This window comes from Glutamicibacter sp. NPDC087583, from assembly GCF_044743685.1.
In the GTDB taxonomy this organism is placed as follows: Bacteria; Actinomycetota; Actinomycetes; order Actinomycetales; family Micrococcaceae; genus Glutamicibacter.
This window is the reverse complement of record NZ_JBIUWY010000007.1, coordinates 79,201-97,737: the sequence shown is the minus strand read 5'-3', so window position 1 is coordinate 97,737 and position 18,537 is coordinate 79,201. Positions and strand designations below refer to the sequence as shown.

The 18,537-nt window shown below is 59.1% G+C and carries 15 protein-coding genes, 1 pseudogene and 1 riboswitch; of the genes and pseudogenes, 11 read left to right on the top strand and 5 right to left on the bottom strand.

What is annotated here, in order from left to right; all coding sequences use genetic code 11:
• The 4 genes from ACIOU9_RS15665 to acs all read left to right on the top strand — a co-directional run bounded on the left by ACIOU9_RS15665 (position 1) and on the right by acs (position 4,782).
• Positions 1-822 carry an ABC transporter ATP-binding protein gene (locus ACIOU9_RS15665; RefSeq protein ID WP_133834316.1) on the top strand — a complete coding sequence of 274 codons (822 nt, stop codon included), beginning with the start codon at positions 1-3 and terminating at the stop codon, positions 820-822.
• 85 nt (positions 823-907) lie between these two features.
• Positions 908-1,930: an aliphatic sulfonate ABC transporter substrate-binding protein gene (locus ACIOU9_RS15660; RefSeq protein ID WP_133834315.1), complete on the top strand. Its 1,023-nt coding sequence runs from the start codon at positions 908-910 to the stop codon at positions 1,928-1,930.
• A gap of 69 nt (positions 1,931-1,999) precedes the next feature.
• Positions 2,000-2,764 (top strand): ABC transporter permease, encoded by a 765-nt coding sequence (locus tag ACIOU9_RS15655; RefSeq protein ID WP_388024657.1) that lies wholly within the window; start codon positions 2,000-2,002, stop codon positions 2,762-2,764.
• Positions 2,765-2,820: 56 nt separating this feature from the next.
• Entirely contained in the window at positions 2,821-4,782 is a 1,962-nt protein-coding gene (gene acs / locus ACIOU9_RS15650) for an acetate--CoA ligase (protein WP_133834314.1), read from the top strand.
• A gap of 80 nt (positions 4,783-4,862) precedes the next feature.
• On the opposite strand, the gene ACIOU9_RS15645 is transcribed toward acs, so the two are convergent.
• Entirely contained in the window at positions 4,863-6,734 is a 1,872-nt protein-coding gene (locus ACIOU9_RS15645) for a BCCT family transporter (protein ID WP_133834313.1), read from the bottom strand.
• A 665-nt stretch (positions 6,735-7,399) separates the two neighbouring features.
• Here ACIOU9_RS15645 and ACIOU9_RS15640 point away from each other — a divergent pair.
• Together ACIOU9_RS15640 and katG are read left to right on the top strand one after the other, a co-directional pair.
• Entirely contained in the window at positions 7,400-7,828 is a 429-nt protein-coding gene (locus ACIOU9_RS15640; protein ID WP_133834312.1) for a Fur family transcriptional regulator, read from the top strand.
• Between the two features lie 103 nt (positions 7,829-7,931).
• Positions 7,932-10,115 (top strand): catalase/peroxidase HPI, encoded by a 2,184-nt coding sequence (gene katG / locus ACIOU9_RS15635; protein WP_105657950.1) that lies wholly within the window; start codon positions 7,932-7,934, stop codon positions 10,113-10,115.
• Positions 10,116-10,213: 98 nt separating this feature from the next.
• Here katG and ACIOU9_RS15630 read toward each other — a convergent pair whose 3' ends face one another.
• The 3 genes from ACIOU9_RS15630 to ACIOU9_RS15620 all read right to left on the bottom strand — a co-directional run bounded on the left by ACIOU9_RS15630 (position 10,214) and on the right by ACIOU9_RS15620 (position 12,014).
• Positions 10,214-10,843 carry a methylated-DNA--[protein]-cysteine S-methyltransferase gene (locus ACIOU9_RS15630; protein ID WP_402697493.1) on the bottom strand — a complete coding sequence of 210 codons (630 nt, stop codon included), beginning with the start codon at positions 10,841-10,843 and terminating at the stop codon, positions 10,214-10,216.
• Positions 10,840-11,337: an RNA polymerase sigma factor gene (locus tag ACIOU9_RS15625; RefSeq protein WP_133834310.1), complete on the bottom strand. Its 498-nt coding sequence runs from the start codon at positions 11,335-11,337 to the stop codon at positions 10,840-10,842. Before ACIOU9_RS15625 ends, ACIOU9_RS15630 begins: the two co-directional genes overlap by 4 nt.
• Positions 11,338-11,453: 116 nt before the next feature.
• A complete protein-coding gene (locus ACIOU9_RS15620; RefSeq protein WP_133834309.1) occupies positions 11,454-12,014 on the bottom strand; it encodes a histidine phosphatase family protein in 561 nt (186 codons plus the stop codon).
• Between the two features lie 111 nt (positions 12,015-12,125).
• Positions 12,126-12,220: riboswitch (SAM riboswitch) on the top strand.
• Between the two features lie 115 nt (positions 12,221-12,335).
• Between ACIOU9_RS15620 and ACIOU9_RS15615 the strand changes: the two genes are divergently transcribed.
• Positions 12,336-13,709: an O-acetylhomoserine aminocarboxypropyltransferase/cysteine synthase family protein gene (locus ACIOU9_RS15615; RefSeq protein ID WP_402697491.1), complete on the top strand. Its 1,374-nt coding sequence runs from the start codon at positions 12,336-12,338 to the stop codon at positions 13,707-13,709.
• Positions 13,709-14,203 (top strand): CoA-binding protein, encoded by a 495-nt coding sequence (locus ACIOU9_RS15610; protein WP_402697489.1) that lies wholly within the window; start codon positions 13,709-13,711, stop codon positions 14,201-14,203. The genes ACIOU9_RS15615 and ACIOU9_RS15610 overlap by 1 nt, the downstream gene beginning before the upstream one ends.
• 464 nt (positions 14,204-14,667) lie before the next feature.
• Here ACIOU9_RS15610 and ACIOU9_RS15605 read toward each other — a convergent pair.
• Positions 14,668-15,742, bottom strand: a pseudogene (locus ACIOU9_RS15605) (IS3 family transposase); the annotation flags it as partial.
• A gap of 111 nt (positions 15,743-15,853) precedes the next feature.
• Between ACIOU9_RS15605 and ACIOU9_RS15600 the strand changes: the two are divergent.
• From ACIOU9_RS15600 to ACIOU9_RS15590, 3 genes are all read left to right on the top strand, one after another.
• On the top strand, positions 15,854-16,330 hold the full coding sequence (locus ACIOU9_RS15600; protein WP_402697487.1) for a GNAT family N-acetyltransferase: 477 nt from the start codon (positions 15,854-15,856) through the stop codon (positions 16,328-16,330).
• Between the two features lie 183 nt (positions 16,331-16,513).
• Positions 16,514-17,347, top strand: coding sequence for an AraC family transcriptional regulator (locus ACIOU9_RS15595; RefSeq protein WP_402697485.1), 834 nt, complete (start codon positions 16,514-16,516; stop codon positions 17,345-17,347).
• 117 nt (positions 17,348-17,464) lie between these two features.
• The gene (locus tag ACIOU9_RS15590) at positions 17,465-18,307 is read left to right on the top strand and encodes an ABC transporter ATP-binding protein (RefSeq protein ID WP_105657938.1); all 843 of its coding nucleotides are present in this window, start codon (positions 17,465-17,467) and stop codon (positions 18,305-18,307) included.
• Positions 18,308-18,537 lie beyond the last annotated feature (230 nt).

Below are 18,537 nucleotides of genomic sequence, written 5' to 3'. Positions count from 1 at the left end.
ATGACTCTTTCCTTTGCAGCGCCCGAGGCAGCTCCCGTTGTCTCAGCTTCAAGCGCCCTGGACGTGCAGTTCAGCAACGTGTCGCGGACCTTCACCACCAAGATGGAAAACCGCACCGTCCTGGCCGATATCAACCTGCAAATTCCAGCAGGTCAAGTCGTGGCCATTCTTGGAGCCAGCGGTTGCGGAAAATCCACGCTGCTGCGTTCAGTATCGGGCTTGGACCACCCCACCACCGGCACCATCCGCACCGGCACCCGCGAGGTCACCGGCATCAACGAGTTATGCGCCGTTGCTTTCCAGGAGCCCCGGCTGCTGCCATGGCGCTCGGTTCGCCAGAACATTGCACTGGGCCTGGCACCGGAAACCGATAAGCGCTCCGGCAACGCGCTGATCGAGGAGTTGATCGAGCTGACCGGTCTGAGCCATGCAGCCAGCTTGCGCCCACGCGAGATCTCCGGAGGCATGGCGCAGCGGGTTTCGCTGGCTCGCGCGCTGGCTCGGCGCCCGGGTGTATTGCTTCTTGATGAACCCTTTGGCGCCCTCGATGCGCTGACACGCTTGAAGATGCAGGATCTGCTGCTCTCGATTCACGCATCGTTCCCCACCACCGTTCTCATGGTGACCCATGATGTGGACGAGGCGTTGACTCTGGCTGACCGCGTGATTGTTCTGGGGCGAGGCGCTGGGCATAGTGCAGCGGGCGTCATCGAAGATCTGTCCATCTCAGCTGGGCATCCACGCCGGCATACCGATGAAAAGTTCGTTGCAGATCGCCTGCACCTATTGCGCCTGCTCGGCGTCGACCCAACCAACCATTAGTCCCGGCCACGCCGTGGGTCCCGAACCATTCGTCCCCTTTGCCTTTTCACCTACACCGCTTGCACGCACAATTCTAGGATTCTCCATGCTTTTGAACCGTCTCACCCGCCGCACTGCATTGTCCGCCGCCGCCTTGATCGTTGGCGCAGTTGCCCTGACCGGCTGTGCTGGCGAAAACGCTACAGCCTCCTCGGATGGTCAGACCCTGTCCATCGACTTTGCCACTTACAACCCGCTGAGCCTGGTACTCAAGGAAAAGGGATGGTTGGAAGCAGCCGCCAAGGAGCAGGGCGTAAATGTCGAATGGATCCAGTCCGCAGGTTCCAACAAGGCCAATGAAGCTCTTCGCGCCGACGCAATCGATGTTGGTTCCACAGCCGGTTCCGCTGCGCTCCTGAACCGTTCTAACGGTGCACCCATCAAGACCATCGCACTGTATTCGCAGCCGGAATGGGCGGCCCTGGTAGTGGATAAGGACTCGAAAATCGAGTCCGTTGAAGATCTCGCTGGCAAGACCGTGGCCGCTACAAAGGGCACCGACCCATACTTCTTCCTGCTGCAGGCGCTGGAATCCGCGGGCTTGAGTGAAGCTGACATCAAGCTGCAGAACCTCCAGCATGCCGATGGACGTACCGCCCTGGCCAACGGCTCGGTTGATGCCTGGAGCGGTTTGGATCCGATCATGGCCGCTGCCGAAAAAGACGGCGCGCAACTGGTTTACCGGAACTTGGATTTCAACACCTACGGTGCGCTGAACGCTCGCGAAGACTTCATTGATCAGAGCCCCGAACTCGCCCAGCTCGTTGTCGATGCCTACGAAAAGGCTCGTGGCTGGGCAGCTGACAATCCCGAGGAAACCGCAGAAATCCTGGCCGACGTAGCAGGGCTCGAACCAGGAGTTGCTGCCACCGTCATTGAGGAACGCTCCAATCTGGACGTTCCGGCAGTTCCCGACGCCAAATTCACTGGAGTCCTGAGCAAGATTGCTCCCACGCTGGTCGCTAGCGGCGATGTCTCGGAGCAGGAATCCGTTGATGAAGCTCTGGAAACCCTCATCGATGACCAGTTTGCCGTCAAGGCAGACGCAACAAAGATCTCCGGAGAGTAACCAGCCATGAGTCCCACTAACGTGGCTGGAACCCGCGGAAGCCAAACACCTGCCAAGCAGAAGGCCAGCATGGCCGCAACGATCCTGCGTGCCCCGAAATGGCTGCTTGCGCTGGTCTTGCCGCTGACCACCCTGGCTGTGTGGCAATTTGTCACCGTTACCGGAATCGTTGCTCCGTGGACACTGCCAACTCCGGGTTCAGTGGTTTCTGCTGCCATTGAGCTCTTCCAGGATGGCGAACTCGGAAAGCACATCGGCATCTCCACTCAGCGTGTTCTTCTCGGTTTCGCCTTCGGATCATTGCTGGGCTTGGCGCTGGGTGCGCTTGTCGGGCTGTCCAAATTGGCAGATGCATTTCTGGGACTGAGCATCAGCGCCCTGCGTGCAGTCCCTTCCTTGGCTTGGGTTCCGCTGCTGGTGCTCTGGATGAAAATGGGTGAAGATTCCAAGGTCACACTCGTGATCATTGGTGCCTTCTTCCCGGTCTTTACCACCGTCGCCTTGGCGTTGCGCCATGTCGATGCCCACCTGGTCGAAGCAGCCCGCGCCTTCGGGTTGAAGGGATTGAAGCTGCTGCGCACCGTCCAGCTGCCCGCAGTGGTCCCTTCGATCTTCTCCGGACTGCGTTTGGCACTAGCCCAAGCTTGGCTCTTCCTGGTCGCAGCCGAACTCCTCGGCGCGTCAATGGGCCTTGGCTTCTTGCTCACCGACTCGCAGAACAACGGCCGATTGGACCGCCTAATCATGACCATCGTGCTGCTGGCCGTCTTTGGAAAGATCACCGATGCCCTGCTGTCGATAGCAGAACGCTGGGCTATCAAGCGCTGGACCTGAAACCGGACCAGCTAGTACCCGCTGACAAAACTACCCCTCACCAAAGAAAGTTTGCGATGACCACCGAATTGGCAACAACCTCAACTCAAGTTTCAGAGGCAGCACGCCAGGAATTCTGGGACGAAGCGGCGAACCTCTTGGATTGGGACACCCCGTGGCACACCACCAGCCGCATCATTCCGGCCGATCCGGATGCCAAGCGCGGACCGGAAATTTCTTGGTACCTCGGCGGCAAGCTGAACGCCGCAGTGAACTGCGCCGACCGCCATGTAGCTGCGGGACGCGGCCAGAAGGTCGCACTGTATTTCGAAGGCGAGCCCGGTGACCGGGTAGCCGTCACCTACAAGAATTTGCAGGAGCGGGTCTCCCAGGCAGCCAACGCCTTGGAATCCCTGGGTGTGGTGAAGGGCGACCGCGTGGTCATTTACCTGCCGGTGCTCATTGAAACAATTGTCATCACCTTGGCTTGCGCCCGCATCGGCGCCATCCACTCGCTGGTCTTCGGCGGGTTCTCCGCCGAAGCGCTGAGGTTCCGTGTGGAGGACACCAAGGCAAAGGTCCTGGTCACCACCGACGGCCAGTTCCGCCGTGGCACTTCGGTTCCGGTCAAAGGCAACGCCGATGCGGCCGTTGCCGGCGAGAACGAAATCGAAAAGGTCCTGGTTATCCGCCGCACCGGCGACGAAATCCCGTGGACCGAAGGCCGCGACATCTGGTGGCATGAGGTGGTTGATACCCAGTCCACCGAGCACCACGCGCAGGCATTCGATGCGGAAACACCGCTGTTCATCATGTACACTTCGGGAACCACCGGCCAGCCGAAGGGCTTGGTTCACACCACCGGCGGGTACCTGACGCAGGCGGCCACCAGCTACAACCTGCTGTTCGCCAACCCGGACGAGTCCCAGCGCGCCAAGGACGTGCACTGGTGCACCGCCGACCTCGCCTGGGTCACCGCGCATACCTACGAGATCTACGGCCCGTTGGCCAATGGCGTCACCCAGGTAATCTACGAGGGCGTCCCCAACGCCCCGCACCCGGGCCGCCACTTCGAGGTCATTGAACGCTACAAGGTCACCAGCTACTACACCGCTCCCACCTTGGTCCGCTCGTTGATGGGCTGGTTCCCGGATGGCATCCCGGCCCAGTACGATCTGTCCTCGGTGAAGATCGGCGGCACTGTGGGTGAAGCCGTCAATCCCGAGGCATGGAAATGGTTCCGCCAGCAGATCGGCCGGGACAGCGAAGCAGGACTGCCGATGGTTGACACCTGGTGGCAGTCCGAATCCGGCGCGACCGTGCTTTCTCCCCTGCCGACCGATGGACATTTCAAGCCAGGCTGCGCCGCACGCGCGCTGCCGGGCATCTCGGTGGACATTGTCGACGATGGCGGCCTGAGCGTGCCAGCCAACCAGCAGGGCAATATTGTCATCACGCGCACTGGCCCGTCGATGGCCCGTACCGTATGGGGCAACCCGACGCGCTACTACACCAGCTACTGGGAACAATACGTAGAGCAGGGCTGGTTCTTGGCTGGCGACGGTGCCCGCTTCGATGAGGACGGCGATATCTACATCCTGGGCCGCACCGACGACGTGATCAATATTTCCGGCCATCGGCTTTCCACCATTGAAATCGAATCGGCATTGGTCACCCACCCCGGCGTGGTGGAAGCCGGCGTTTGCCCCACCCCGGATTCCAAGACCGGACACGCTGCAACCGCCTTCGTGGTACCGCTGGACAAGACCCTGGTTGCCGAGTCGCCTGACGAGCAGCTCGTTGCACGGCAGGCCGAGTTCATTGCTGAACTCCGTGATACCGTCGCGGTGCAGATCGGCCCGATTGCCAAGCCGCGGGAAATCGTCCTGGTTCCGGATGTGCCCAAGACCCGTTCGGGCAAGATCATGCGCCGCCTGCTCACCCAGCTGTTCGAGGGCACCACGCTCGGCGACACAACGAGCCTGCAGAATGAGCCGTGCATTCCGGAGATCAACGCGATCTGCCGCGCGCGCGGCTAATCGCTGCTCCCAAGCCCCTTGGGGTTAAACAAATGAAGCTTCTTCCCCGGCTGGGGAAGAAGCTTCATTTGATTTGCCGGTTAGGAATCCCCGGCCGTTGGCTTCTGGCTCTGGCCATCGGCCGCGCTGCCCTTGCCGTCCTGCACCGGGTCAGCGGTGGCTTCGGTGGCGAAAAGCTTCACTTCGGAGGCCCTTCCCTCGGCCCTGACCAAAGGGATTTCGGTGGTCATCAAGCTGAACTGGCCACCCTCATGGCGGTCAACCGCCTGGCCCACGGACTGCTCCAGGACCTTTCGAGCCACCTTGCCGCGAAGCACCAGCGGATCCTTGCTCAGGTCCTTCCACAACGCCACGCAGAGCAGGAGCATCACAATCACGAATGGCAGCGCCGAAACAATAGTGATGTTCTTCAGCCCGGTCAATGCCTCCGCCGGATGATCGCCGCCAGCCAGCAGCATCACCGCGGCCACAGCGCCGGTGGCCACGCCCCAGAAGATCACGGCCTTCTTGGATGGCTCTTCAGCGCCGCGTTCGCTGAGCGCACCCATCACGATCGAGGCCGAGTCTGCGCCGGTCACGAAGAAGATCGCAATCAGCAGCACGGTGACGACCATCAGCACGGTAGCCATCCAGCCCGACAGCGGGAGGCTGCCAAGCATGTCGAAGAGGATCAAATCGAAGTTGATGTCTGGTGCGCCATCAACAATGCTGGCCAGCTTTTCCCCGGTTTCCCCGGCGCGTTCAGCGCGTTCCTGAATACCGATGGCGCCACCGCCGAAGATTGCGAACCAAATCAGGGTGACACTGGATGGAACAAGCAGCACACCGGTGACGAACTGGCGAATAGTGCGGCCACGGGAAATGCGGGCGATGAACAAGCCGACGAATGGGCTCCAGGAGATCCACCATGCCCAGTAGAAGACAGTCCACGAGGACAGCCAATCAGACATTGCACCGTCGCCGGCGGCCGTACGCGAGGCCATCTCTGGCAAGTCGCCGATGAAAGCGCCAATGGCATCGGGAATGACGTTCAGGATGAACAGAGTTGGGCCGCCAATGAAAACGATCAATGCGATGATCAGTGCCAATACCATGTTGGTGTTGGACAACCACTGGATACCGCGCTCGATGCCGGAAACGGCAGAAGCGACAAACAATGCGGTCAGAATGCCAATGATGATAACCAGAACGCCGGAACCGACCTTCTCCATCATCCCGGTGGCCTGGATGCCGCCGCCAATCTGCAATGCGCCCAGACCCAGCGAACAAGCCGAACCGAAGAGCGTGGCGATGATGGCCAGGATATTGATGGTGCGCCCGCCCCAACCATGGATGGCCCGGTCGCCGAAGATCGAGCTGAACATGGCTGAGAACAGCTGGGGGCGTCCCAGCCGGAAGCTGCCGTACGCCATACCCAAGCCAACGATGGCGTACATGGCCCATGGGAATAAGGTCCAGTGGAAGAGCGTGGTGCCCATAGCGGTGCTCAATGCATCACTGGTGGAACCTTCCACCGTTCCCGGAGGAGGCGACATGTAGAAGTACAGCGGCTCGCCCACGCCGTAGAAGACCAAGCCGATGCCCATGCCGGTTGCGAACATCATCGAGATCCACGAGACCGTGGAGAACTTTGGCGTCTCGCCGTCCTTGCCCAGCGGGATGCGTCCAAAGTTCTTGGCCGCTACGACGATGGCGAAGACCGCGAAAACCGCGGCAGCAATGACAAAAAGCCAGCCAGTGTTGGTGATAACCCAGTCAAGGGCCGCGCTGGAGGCCTTGCCCAGCCCTTCGGGGCTAGCGAAACCCCAAATAATAAAGGCCAGCGCTAGAGCGCCGGCGATTCCGAATACCCAGTAATCCGTACCGGAAAGTGAGTACTTCTTAGGTCGTCTGTGACGAACTGAATGCAGTTCCTCAACGAGGTCGCCGATTGATTGATCCGTCTGCTTCATTGCGGTCTTCCTTCACTGGTGAGATCCCGCGGATAAGATCCGGGCGGAATCTGCCGAGCCATCGCCTCTCGAGTAAACGATCGCCATGCAGTGTGATTGATTGCGAATTGCTTTTCGGGTGTCGGTCCACTGTGTCTAAATCTCGCGTTGAAGCAGCCTGAAAGAAACAACCATTCTCCGCTAATATCCCGCGAATTATTCCTGCGAGTTGACTCGATTTAGCACGATTTTGACACGATAAATCCCAAAATGGGCCTTTTCCAGCATGGTCGACATCTCATCAAGGGTCAAATCAGATCCTTGATTTCTCGCCGTTTCCGGATCTTCAGCACCCCGGGATCACATTGTTTACGCTGGCAGCGCCATCCATGTGAGCTTCCTCGCCCCACAGGATTTTTCGCTCCCCGAACCCGTGGAATCATCAATTGGACCGCAATATTTCCCAAGATAAAACCACGCACTATTCGCTTTCTTATTTCGGGTGAAATGTCTGCGATTTCGTAATTTTCCTCCCCCAGAAGCAAACCACGCTTGAACATGCATCATACGGAATACTTACTAATGAAGCACCGATTCAACCAGTCAGCTGGAGTCCACCCACTTTTAACGCGAAATACACTGGAACTTATCTTGACTGATTCAAAATAAGCAGGCATGCTGGGTACATGACATCACAGGCAAGGATCGAGCAGGTGCTGAAGGCGGCATCGATGCGGGTCACGCAACCGCGCGTTGCGGTACTTTCCGCCGTCGCGACGCACCCGCACGCGGATACCGAAACTATCATTTCGGCTGTCCGTGAAGATCATCCCAATGTGTCGCACCAAGCTGTCTACGATTCACTCAGGCTCTTCACGAAACTGGGTGTCATTCGGCAGATACAGCCACAGGGCCATACTGCCCGCTATGAAGCCCGCGTTGGCGACAATCACCACCATGTGGTGTGCCGCCAGTGCGGAACGCTGGCGGACGTCGACTGCGCTGTCGGCGGCGCCCCGTGCCTGCATGCTTCCAATGACCATGGGTTCAGCATTGATGAAGCCGAAGTGATCTATTGGGGCACCTGCCCGGATTGCCAGGCTGCGAACGCATAGTTGCTGTCTAAGTAAACCCCTAGATTTGCCATCGTCATCAGCGCAGCTGCTGCGCGATGGATAAAACCAGATAAACCCTAAACAATCCGGAAGGAAAGAGCACATGTCTGAGATGACTGCAGGTCAGTGCCCAGTAGTTGGCGGCGCGGGTCGAATTCACCCTACCCAGGGCAATGCCAACACCGAATGGTGGCCGAATAAGCTGAATCTGAGGATTCTGGCCAAGAACCAGCAGGTTTCCAACCCGCTGGACGAGAACTTCGACTACATTGAAGCCTTCAATGCCCTCGACTTGTCGGCAGTAAAAGCCGACCTGACCGAAATCATGACCCAGTCGCACGACTGGTGGCCAGCAGACTTCGGCCACTACGGCCCGTTCTTCATCCGCATGGCTTGGCACTCCGCAGGCACCTACCGCTCGCACGACGGCCGTGGCGGCGGCGGCGCAGGCCAGCAGCGCTTCGCTCCGCTGAACTCGTGGCCTGACAACGTTTCGCTGGACAAGGCTCGCCGCCTGCTGTGGCCAGTGAAGAAGAAGTACGGCCAGTCGATTTCCTGGGCCGACCTTATCCTGCTGGCTGGCAATGTGGCTCTGGAAGACATGGGCTTCGAGACCTTCGGTTTCGCCGGCGGCCGCAAGGACGTTTGGGAAGCAGATGACGATGTCTACTGGGGCCCTGAAAAGGTCTGGCTGGACAGCGAACGCTACACCGGCAAGCGAGACCTGGATGCTCCTCTGGCAGCAGTGCAGATGGGCCTGATCTACGTGAATCCTGAGGGTCCTGACGGAAATCCGGATCCGCTGGCCTCGGCCGTAGACATCCGCGAAACCTTCCGCCGCATGGGCATGAACGACGAGGAGACCGTCGCGCTGATCGCCGGTGGCCACACCTTCGGCAAGACCCACGGCGCGCATGCCGATGACAAGATCGGCCCGGATCCAGAAGCAGCTCCGCTCGAAATGCAGGGACTGGGCTGGAAGAACGGCCACGGCACCGGCAAGGGCGCGGACACCGTCTCCTCGGGTCTTGAAGTCACCTGGACCTACCACCCAACCCGCTGGGACAACGAGTTCTTCCACATCCTCTTCGCCTACGAATGGGAACTGTTCGAATCCCCAGCAGGCGCCAAGCAGTGGCGCCCGGTCAACAATGGCGGAGCCGGCTTGGTCCAGCCTGCATTCGAGACCTTGGAACACCGCGAGCCACGCATGCTTACCAGCGACCTGGCCCTGCGCTTCGACCCGGTCTACGGCCCGATCTCCAAGAACTTCAAGGAGAACCCAGACCAGTTCGCAGACGCCTTCGCCCGCGCATGGTTCAAGCTGACCCACCGTGACATGGGCCCGAAGTCCCGCTACTTCGGCCCAGAGGTTCCCGCTGAGGACCTGCTCTGGCAGGATCCACTGCCAGCAGCTCCGCAGACCACCTTGGGTGCAACTGAAGTTGCCGCACTTAAAGCCCTGATCAACGATTCGGGACTGACCGTCCAGCAGCTGGTATCCACGGCTTGGAAGGCCGCTTCGACCTTCCGCACCTCGGATAAGCGCGGCGGCGTTAACGGCGGCCGCATCCGCCTGGAACCACAGGTCTCCTGGAGCGTGAACCAGCCTGAGCAGCTCAAACCGGTAATTGCCAAGCTGGAAGAGATTGTTGACAACTTCAACGCCACTTCCGGGATCAAGGCTTCCTTCGCGGACGTCGTTGTCCTAGCCGGCAACGTCGGAGTCGAGCAGGCAGCCCTGGCAGCTGGCCAGCAGGTCGAGGTTCCATTCACCCCGGGCCGCGTAGACGCAACCCAGGAGCAAACCGACGTTGACCAGTTCGCATGGCTGGAACCAGTTTCCGACGGATTCCGCAACTACGACTCGGGCTTCGTCAAGCTGCCTAGCGAGTACCTGCTGATCGACCGCGCGAATCTGCTGGGCCTCTCGGCACCGGAAGCGACCGTACTGCTCGGTGGACTGCGCGTCATCGGCAATAACTGGGACGGCTCCAACTTGGGCGTCTTCACCGACACCCCAGGCGCGTTGACCAACGACTTCTTCGCGAACCTGCTGGAGCTGGGGTTGGAATGGACCCCGTCCGCTGACGAGCAGACCTACACCACCACCGATGGCCGCTGGACCGGTAGCCGCGTGGATCTGGTCTTCGGTGCCAACTCCGAGCTGCGTGCACTGGCCGAGGTTTACGCTTCGGATGATGCCAAGGAGAAGTTCGTCAATGACTTCGCCTCCGCTTGGGCCAAGCTCATGGACGCAGATCGCTTCGAACTGCGCAGCAAGTAGCAGCTGCTGGGCTGCAAGCCCGTAGCAATTAGTGCTGGGCTGCTGCTTCCCGCAAGGGAGGCAGCAGCCCAGCACTTGTTTCATGCGGGAACTGCCCGTCAGAACAGCGTCGCGGCGCCGCTGGCGAAGTCCGGGTTCTCCAGCTTCAGCAGCTCGGACTTGGCTTCCAAGCCTCCCAGGTAGCCGCCCAATGAACCATCGGTGCGCAGCACCCGATGGCAGGGCAGCACGATGGGAATCGGGTTGGTGGCGCAGGCTGAACCGACGGCCCGCACCGCCTTCGGCTTGCCGATCTGCTGCGCCAGCTGGGCGTAGCTCAGGGTACGCCCGTAATCGATATGACCCAGTTCCAGCTGCACCTGGCGGCGGAACTCGGTGGAGAGCTGCAAGTCCACCGGAAGATCGAAGCCATGCCGTTGGCCCGCGAAATACTCATCCAGTTGCCGGACGGCACTATCCAAGCTCGACTTGTCGCGCAGGATCCGCGGGCTGAGCCTTTCCGAGAGCACCTCCAGAATCCGGTCATGGCCTTCGGATTCAAAAGCGACCCGGACCAGCCCGGCATCGGTACTGGCCAGCAGCAAGGCCCCCACGGGGCTATCGACCACGCGATAGGCAACATCAACAAGTTCCCGTGCACGGGCCCGTTCAACGAGCCGGTCCTGCAGCGAGTCGAGGACTTGCGCTTCAGCGGCCGTAGCCTGCTGCCGATAATTTTTTCCGTTCATGGCTGCTCCCGCCATAGTTCTTGGTCATCCATCCGGGCCCGCAGATTCTTGATCCCATCGGCGCCCGAACGCCGGGCGGCAGCTTCGGTGCCGGAAAGGATTCCGGCAATTTGCGCGTAGCTCATTCCGCCCAGGTAGCGGTAGGCCACCACCTGCCGCTGCGTGCCAGGAAGCTGGTTCACCTCATGCCACAGCTGCAGGTTTTCCAACTGCAGATCCGGCCGTTGGGCTGATGGGGCCAGGCTGTCCACGTCTTGGCCGATGAGGATTTCCGGCTTGTTCCTGCGCAACTCGTCAATGGCTTTGTTCCGGGCAATACGCACTAGCCATGCCAGGACATTGGCGTCCTCCGGCAGTTGCGGGTACGCCTTGAGCGCGGCAAGGAACGTTTCGGACCAGGCGTCTTGCGCGCGATGCTCATCAAGCAGGGCACGGCAAACGCGCAGGACGTTCAGTCCATAGTCCTGGACTATCCGCTCGAACGGTGCTTGCATGGCTCTCCTGGAATTCTTGCGCCTTCATGGCTTCTCACCATGTAAACGTACGAGGAGACCATTTTGTGAGGCGTGAACGAAAAAAAATTTACTTCTCGCAGAGACCCCATGGATTCCTAGAATGCCACCAGATCCAATTCGCTGGCGATCTGCTCAAGGCGGATCAAGTCCAAGTGGAGCATTTCGCCATTTTCCACGCCTTGGGGATCCGTGGTTCCGGCCAATGCGTCGCGGATGGTGCGCATGGTGGCCCCATGGCTGACAATCATGACCTTGCGCCCGGCATGCCTGCTGGCCAAGTCCAGCAGCGCTGGCACTGCACGGCTCAAGATCTGGGCACGCGGCTCACGCAGGTCCTTGGCAGCAGCCGATTCCGCTTCGCTGACCTCGGCCATGATCCGGCCTTCCAGCGGGCCGAAGCCGCGTTCAATGAGTTCCGGAACAGCGTTCCCCGTCTCAGCCCCGATCTGCTGGGCAATCAGCGCGGCAGTTTCCTGGGCACGTTCCAAGGGTGAAGCAAGTACCAGCGACCAATTCTGGCCGATGAGCCTGCGTCCGACCTCGCGAGCCTGTTCGCGCCCGGTATCGTTCAACGGAATATCGGTTCGTCCCTGCAAGCGTCCTGCAAGGTTCCAGTCTGTCTGCCCGTGTCGAACCAATGCCAGAGAAGTATCCATGAATCCAGCCTAACCGGGGCAACAGGTATCGAAGAATCTCCGATATCAGCTCCAATACGCAACGTTACGACTCATAGTTGGGTCACGAACGGTCATGTTGCGAAGATTATTACACCATCCCGAGCGGCTGAGAGATCTGGTTCGATGACGCCGCAGCAACCTGCCACATCCGGTGGATACGGTGCTACCGCCAGAAACGATGCAGCCGCTTACCCGTTGGACCACGGCAGGAAGCGACATTGATTCCGGGATTCCTGCCTCGATCGCGGCCCGCCCTGCGGTGCACGCGAAACCCCAGTCGACAAGGAGTCGTAAGCCACCATGGCAGATCACAAGTTTGGTTTCCGCACCCGCGCATTGCATGCCGGAGGCACCCCCGATGCCGAGCACGGCTCACGCGCAGTGCCGATCTACCAGACCACTTCGTTCGTTTTCAAGGACGCTGACGATGCGGCCAACCTCTTTGCCCTGCAAAAGTACGGCAACATCTACTCGCGTATCGGCAACCCGACCGTGGCGGCTTTCGAAGAGCGCATGGCTTCGCTGGAAGGCGGCATCGGAGCGGTAGCCACCGGCTCGGGCATGGCCGCGGAATTCGTCACCTTCGCGGCCTTGGCCCAGGCAGGCGACCACATCGTGGCATCCTCCAAGCTCTATGGCGGCACCATCACCCAGCTGGATGTCTCGCTGCGCCGCTTCGGCATCAACACCACTTTCATCGACTCCAATGATCCCGCCGACTTCGAAGCGGCGATCCAGGAGAACACCAAGGCCGTCTACACCGAAGTTGTGGCCAACCCGTCCGGCGACATCGCTGACCTGAAGGGCCTGGCCGAGGTGGCGCACCGCCACAATCTCCCGCTGGTGGTCGATTCGACGCTCACTCCCCCGTACATCCTGCGCCCTATCGAGCACGGCGCGGACATCGTGATCCACTCGGCTACCAAGTTCATCGGCGGGCACGGCACCACCCTGGGCGGCGTGGTCATCGAGTCGGGCAAGTTCAACTGGGGCAACGGCAAGTTCCCCACCATGACCGAACCGGTAGCCAGCTACGGCAACGTCTCCTGGTGGGACAACTTCGGCGAGTACGGCTTCCTGACCAAGCTGCGCAGCGAGCAGCTGCGCGACTTCGGACCGGCCCTGCCGGCCCAGTCCGCATTCCAGCTGCTCCAGGGCCTGGAGACCTTGCCGCAGCGCATGGACAACCACCTGTCCAATGCGAAGCAGGTCGCGGCCTGGTTGCAGGCCGATGAGCGCGTGACCTACGTGAACTACGCGGGCCTGGAGTCCCACCCGCAGCACGCGCAGGCCAAGGAGCTGCTGCCCATGGGCGTCGGCTCGGTCTTCAGCTTCGGGGTCAAGGGCGGGCGCGAAGCCGGCTCGAAGTTCATCGAGGCCCTGCAGCTGGCCAGCCACCTGGCCAACATCGGCGATGCCCGCACCCTGGTGCTGCACCCGGCCTCCACCACCCACCAGCAGCTGAGCGCCGAGCAGCTGGTCTCCGCGGGCGTGCCAGAAGATTTGATCCGACTGTCGGTAGGGCTGGAAGATGTCGAGGATATTCTCTGGGATCTGGACCAGGCGCTGGCCGCTTCGCAGGAAGTGATTGCCGGTTCCGCCGCAGGGTTCGAGGCACCGGCCTATGACGGTTCCGCCTGCGCATTGCCAACCGCTTCGAAGGGAGCAATCTAATGGCTGCCGTTGAAACCACTTGGGAAGGCCCGGGAGCCGCACAGCGCCTGGAGATCCTGCGCGACACCAAGTCCATCGCCATTGTCGGCGCCTCGAACAAGCCATCGCGCGCCAGCTATTTCGTGGCTACCTACCTGCTCTCCTCCTCCAAGTACAAGGTGTACTTCATCAACCCGGTACTCGATGAGATCCTGGGCCAGCCGGTGTACAAGTCGCTGGCCGATCTGCCGGAAACCCCGGATCTGGTGGAGGTCTTCCGCAAGCACGATGACCTGCCTACCGTGTTGGACGAGGCTCTGGCCGTAGGCGCGAAAACACTGTGGCTGCAGCTGGGATCCTGGCACGAGGAAGTGGCCCAGCGCGCCGAGGCCGCGGGCATGAATGTGGTCATGGACCGCTGCGTGAAGATCGAGCACGCGCGCTTCCACGGCGGCCTGCGCCTGGCTGGATTCAACACCGGCGTGATTTCTTCCAAGCGCCAGGTACTTGCCTAGGGAGTCCAAGATTCCAGGAAATGGGTGCATGCAACATTGCGTTGCATGCACCCATTTTTCTGCGGCAATTCCCCGGAATCGGCCGGTTTGGTCAACGACGCTGAACTTTTGCACGGAGCATTCCGAAGGAAGAACAAGACCTCTAACGAACCATGGTCGACGCAATTGGCCCACGGCATGCCGTGGGTGTGGCCCCGAAGTGCTCGACGCGTTCAATCACAGATCGAAAAATCTGCAAACCACAGCACTGCAACGCAAGGCCAAACGACCCAAACCCTAAAACAGGCAGAGAGAATCGATTTCGATTCGCTACGAGCGCGAACGAAAGAAGAAAAATCCCGCCCGCACTGCTATATGAAAACTCAATTCCCCTGGCCCGAGAACATTCCAGCATCTCGCAATAGCATTGCGCCTGAGCTGGTCAAGTTTTTGGGACACGAACTTTGATCTTTTTGTACATTTCCTCAAGCCGTCAAAGCTAGAGGATCCCTTTCCTGATATGAGTCCAGAACCGCCTGGGGCTAACTCCGCCATTTGCCGTATACGGGCGCTTCCGGTTGTACCAAACCGCGATGCACTCCTTCACTGCGGCACACGCAGCCACCCTGCTGCTGAAGAACCTGTGGTGGAACATTTCCTTCTTGGTCGTCCAGAAGGCTGACTCGGCGACGGAATTATCCCAGGGACACCCCGGCGCGTCCCGTCGACTACCGCACCCTGTGCGCAGCACACCACCTCTGGAACGCGCCGAGGTACATTGGGGCCTCGGTCTGAATGGAACACACTACCAAACTGGATGAACGCCTGCGACGCAGCAAGCCCCCTCGAGTCAATGGCCAACTACGTTTACATGTTCTTACCCATTGACCAGCCCACGATCTGTCGCGAATTCAAATCGATCACCGTCGCCAAATACAACCAGCCTTCACCGGCGCGCAGGCAGGCAATATCGCCTAACAGTTTCGCCGCAAGCCGCGAGGAGCGGAAGTCAGGCATGCCGAGATTGTCGACCCTATGGTTTTCTATACGCACCGTCCGGGATTGGCGCTCACGCACGGTCGTGGTTTTGAAGGCGCTCATCCGCCTGGCCCGGATTCTCAGCTCTTTCATGAGCGACATCACCGTGGATGTCGAGATGTCTTCCTCATGGTTTTTGCGGATCAAATCCACTAATTGTCCGCCACCGGCGACCTGGTTGGACGCCTCACACTCGTCCTGGAGCAGTTTCGTGCGGTGTGCTCGCAGGACTTAGGCTTCGCTCAGCTCTTGGCAGGCGTTCAGACATCGGTAGTGACTGCCCCTGGAATTCTGGGTTTCCTGCCCATCCAGTTCACTGGATACTCGCCTATGTGGGCTTCGATGAAGTCTAAGACCGCGCTTACTCCTTACTGTTCGAGGCGCGATAGGCACCGACAACTTTTATGAAGCCGTTCTCCCGTTTCACCTTCAACAGTTCTTTGCGCAGGTTCTCGTTGTGGACCGTTTCACTGGGCCGTGTTCTTCGGTTTCCGCTATGGGACGCTCGGCGCGGTCGGCGCGGGATTCTGAGCGCTCATTGACCTCTATTTGAAATAAGAGCGCCATAGGTACGTCTAGTACTGTTTAATGCATTTAAGAGTTTTTTAAATTTACGACATCGAAAGGCTTTGGATGTCGCGCTCACAATCAATTACCCTGCGTCCATTTCGCAGCGCAGACACCGAATTCTTTGCCAGCATGGCCTCGGATGAACGTGTAGCTCGTTTTATTGGGTATGGGGAGCCATGGGACCGGCAAACCATCAACGCCTGCGTTAAGCAATCCCTCCAACATGAACCACTCGACACTGTGGGGGGCTCTCGATGGTTCCTAGCTACTGAAGCAAATGCAGCAGTGGGCCTCGTGTTTTGCACCCGGCAGGAAAGTTGCGTGGAAATCGGTTACTGGGTATCTCCAGATCAATGGGGGCGAGGAGTTGGTGGAGCCGTGCTCGATAGCACCCTGATTTCAATTCCCAAGATATACGGAATTACGAAATTCAGTGCCCGCGTAGCTCCGGCTAACACTGCTTCAACCCGACTGCTCACCAGTCGAGGATTCAGACTGGAAAAACGTGATGACATGCTTGAGTACTACACACTGGAATAGCCTTCTGTGGGTAACCGAACGCAGCCTAGATTCCTGATTGAACCAGTTGGGGGTGAAATGTATTTGGTTTAGTAGCCGATCCGTAGAATTTTGGCACGCGATTATTGAACCGTTCTTCAAGGGGTTCGGTAGAACTAACATGAAACCTGCTATGTCATGCCGAATACTTTCTATACTGCAAATATGACTTCCCCTCCTACCTCGACCATCGGGCTTGGTACTTGGTCCCGTGAACCAGGTACTGCTCTAGTGCAAGCAACTGCCTTGCCTAGCGATGCGACCTCATCATTTGTGATTCTGAGCGAAACGCACACCATTGATGTCTCTACGGAGTGGGAGCCTCATTCGCACCTGGCCCATGAGCTCTTATGGACCCAAGATGGGACACTCACCGCTCGAATCGAAGGACAGATTTTTACGGTCTCCGAGGGTCATGGTCTGTGGATTCCGTCCGGAGCGCTGCACGGTGGACGCCTGACCGCAAATGTAGAACTTTTCAGCGCGTTCTTTTCCCCTGAACGAACCACCACCCCATTCAGTACCCCTACAGTGATCGACATGAAACCGTTGCTTAAGTCGTTGCTGGTCCATTTATCCAGTCGGGAACTGAGCCAAGAAGCCAGAGCGCGTGCGGAGGCTGTAGTTTTCGACGTACTCAAACCATCAGCTCATCAGCTAGCGCTGCGCTTGCCCGATGACCCTCGTATCCATGGCATTGCCAACCGTTTACTAGCCAACCCTGCGGATAACCGATCTCTCGAGCGATGGGCGGTAGATGCTGGAATCAGCTCACGAACCATCACGCGAGTCTTCCGCGAAGCAACCGGCTTATCCTTTGCCCAGTGGCGTCAAGCGGTGAAAATTCATCGCGCCCTGGAGCTGCTCACCAACGGTGAAGGCGTCCAAGACATCTCTGAAATGCTGGGCTACGCGCAGCCGAGTACTTTTATCGACGCTTTTCGACGCACCTTGGGCTCCACACCTGGCACATTCGCCTTAGCAAATGTGAATAGGTGACCGAAAAGCCGGATGCACTGTCAGAAATCATCGATTGCTGACATCGATTAGTTAACTTAGACTTACCTAAGTGAAAATACCTATTCAAATCGGACGTATTCAATCCGTTCCTTACGCATGCTAGACGTGGCGTCCGGAGCAGCATCCGCCGCAGCCGGAACGATGCTCGCCCACGAGGTAGTACTGCGCTACGGCAAAAGCACTGTAGTGGACGGTGCTTCCATCCGTTTATCCCCGGGTGAAGTCACCGCACTCATTGGACCCAATGGCAGCGGGAAATCCACACTTCTCCGTTCCATGGCAAGGTTGCATGAGCGCGCCGCGGGGGTGATCACGCTCTCCAATTCTCACGGGGAGGCCCGCGAAATTAGCACGCTGAATGGACGAACATTCGCCCACGAAGTTACGCTCTTCGCGCAGTCCCACGCCACCCCGGAAGGGTTAGCCGTGGCAGATATCGTCGCCTTCGGTCGCCATCCATATCGGCGCGGTTTCTCGGGGCTATCCGATGCGGATCATGCGGCGATTGCCTCGGCCATGGAACTGACTGGCACTACCTCGATGTCCCGGAAGGCAGCTGGGGAACTATCCGGTGGAGAACTTCAACGTGTCTGGTTGGCCGTGTGCTTGGCACAGCAAACCAATGTGGTGCTTCTCGACGAGCCGACCAATCACCTCGACTTGAGATATCAGGTCGAGACCCTAGATCTGGTCCATGATCTGGCCCGTCAAGATCGGCTAGCCATCGGCATCGTCCTGCATGACCTGAATCAAGCCGCCGCGTTGGCTGATCGGCTGGTGCTGATGAAACACGGCCGGGTATACGTCTCAGGAACTCCCGCTGAGGTCCTCACAGCAGATAACCTCTCGGAGGTCTATGAGATCCCTGTGCAGGTCCTCTCTGATAAGCAGAATGGATTGTTGCGCATCGAACCGGTTAGCCGCCACCGGATGAGCTGACCACTTTCTTTCTACCACCGAAACATATAATTACAAGGGAAAACCTATGCCTACACTCGCTCGAAATGCAGTCACTTCAGCGGCCGCTCTAGCACTGTTGTTCTCAGCCACCGCTTGCGGTACCACGGACATTAGCAGCGCTGGTGCCGAACGGAGCCCCGCTGCCGCATCCGCAAGTTGCGCGAATGACACCACCGCCACTAGCACAGATCCGGTATCTATGACCGATG

Excerpts from the sequence above, each read along its gene's own strand:
- ACIOU9_RS15665 (WP_133834316.1), top strand. The coding sequence starts at position 1 with ATGACTCTTTCCTTTGCAGCGCCCGAGGCAGCTCCCGTTGTCTCAGCT.
- ACIOU9_RS15660 (WP_133834315.1), top strand. The coding sequence starts at position 908 with ATGCTTTTGAACCGTCTCACCCGCCGCACTGCATTGTCCGCCGCCGCC.
- ACIOU9_RS15655 (WP_388024657.1), top strand. The coding sequence starts at position 2,000 with ATGGCCGCAACGATCCTGCGTGCCCCGAAATGGCTGCTTGCGCTGGTC.
- acs (WP_133834314.1), top strand. The coding sequence starts at position 2,821 with ATGACCACCGAATTGGCAACAACCTCAACTCAAGTTTCAGAGGCAGCA.
- ACIOU9_RS15645 (WP_133834313.1), bottom strand. The coding sequence starts at position 6,734 with ATGAAGCAGACGGATCAATCAATCGGCGACCTCGTTGAGGAACTGCAT.
- ACIOU9_RS15640 (WP_133834312.1), top strand. The coding sequence starts at position 7,400 with ATGACATCACAGGCAAGGATCGAGCAGGTGCTGAAGGCGGCATCGATG.
- katG (WP_105657950.1), top strand. The coding sequence starts at position 7,932 with ATGTCTGAGATGACTGCAGGTCAGTGCCCAGTAGTTGGCGGCGCGGGT.
- ACIOU9_RS15630 (WP_402697493.1), bottom strand. The coding sequence starts at position 10,843 with ATGAACGGAAAAAATTATCGGCAGCAGGCTACGGCCGCTGAAGCGCAA.
- ACIOU9_RS15625 (WP_133834310.1), bottom strand. The coding sequence starts at position 11,337 with ATGCAAGCACCGTTCGAGCGGATAGTCCAGGACTATGGACTGAACGTC.
- ACIOU9_RS15620 (WP_133834309.1), bottom strand. The coding sequence starts at position 12,014 with ATGGATACTTCTCTGGCATTGGTTCGACACGGGCAGACAGACTGGAAC.
- ACIOU9_RS15615 (WP_402697491.1), top strand. The coding sequence starts at position 12,336 with ATGGCAGATCACAAGTTTGGTTTCCGCACCCGCGCATTGCATGCCGGA.
- ACIOU9_RS15610 (WP_402697489.1), top strand. The coding sequence starts at position 13,709 with ATGGCTGCCGTTGAAACCACTTGGGAAGGCCCGGGAGCCGCACAGCGC.
- ACIOU9_RS15600 (WP_402697487.1), top strand. The coding sequence starts at position 15,854 with ATGTCGCGCTCACAATCAATTACCCTGCGTCCATTTCGCAGCGCAGAC.
- ACIOU9_RS15595 (WP_402697485.1), top strand. The coding sequence starts at position 16,514 with ATGACTTCCCCTCCTACCTCGACCATCGGGCTTGGTACTTGGTCCCGT.
- ACIOU9_RS15590 (WP_105657938.1), top strand. The coding sequence starts at position 17,465 with ATGCTAGACGTGGCGTCCGGAGCAGCATCCGCCGCAGCCGGAACGATG.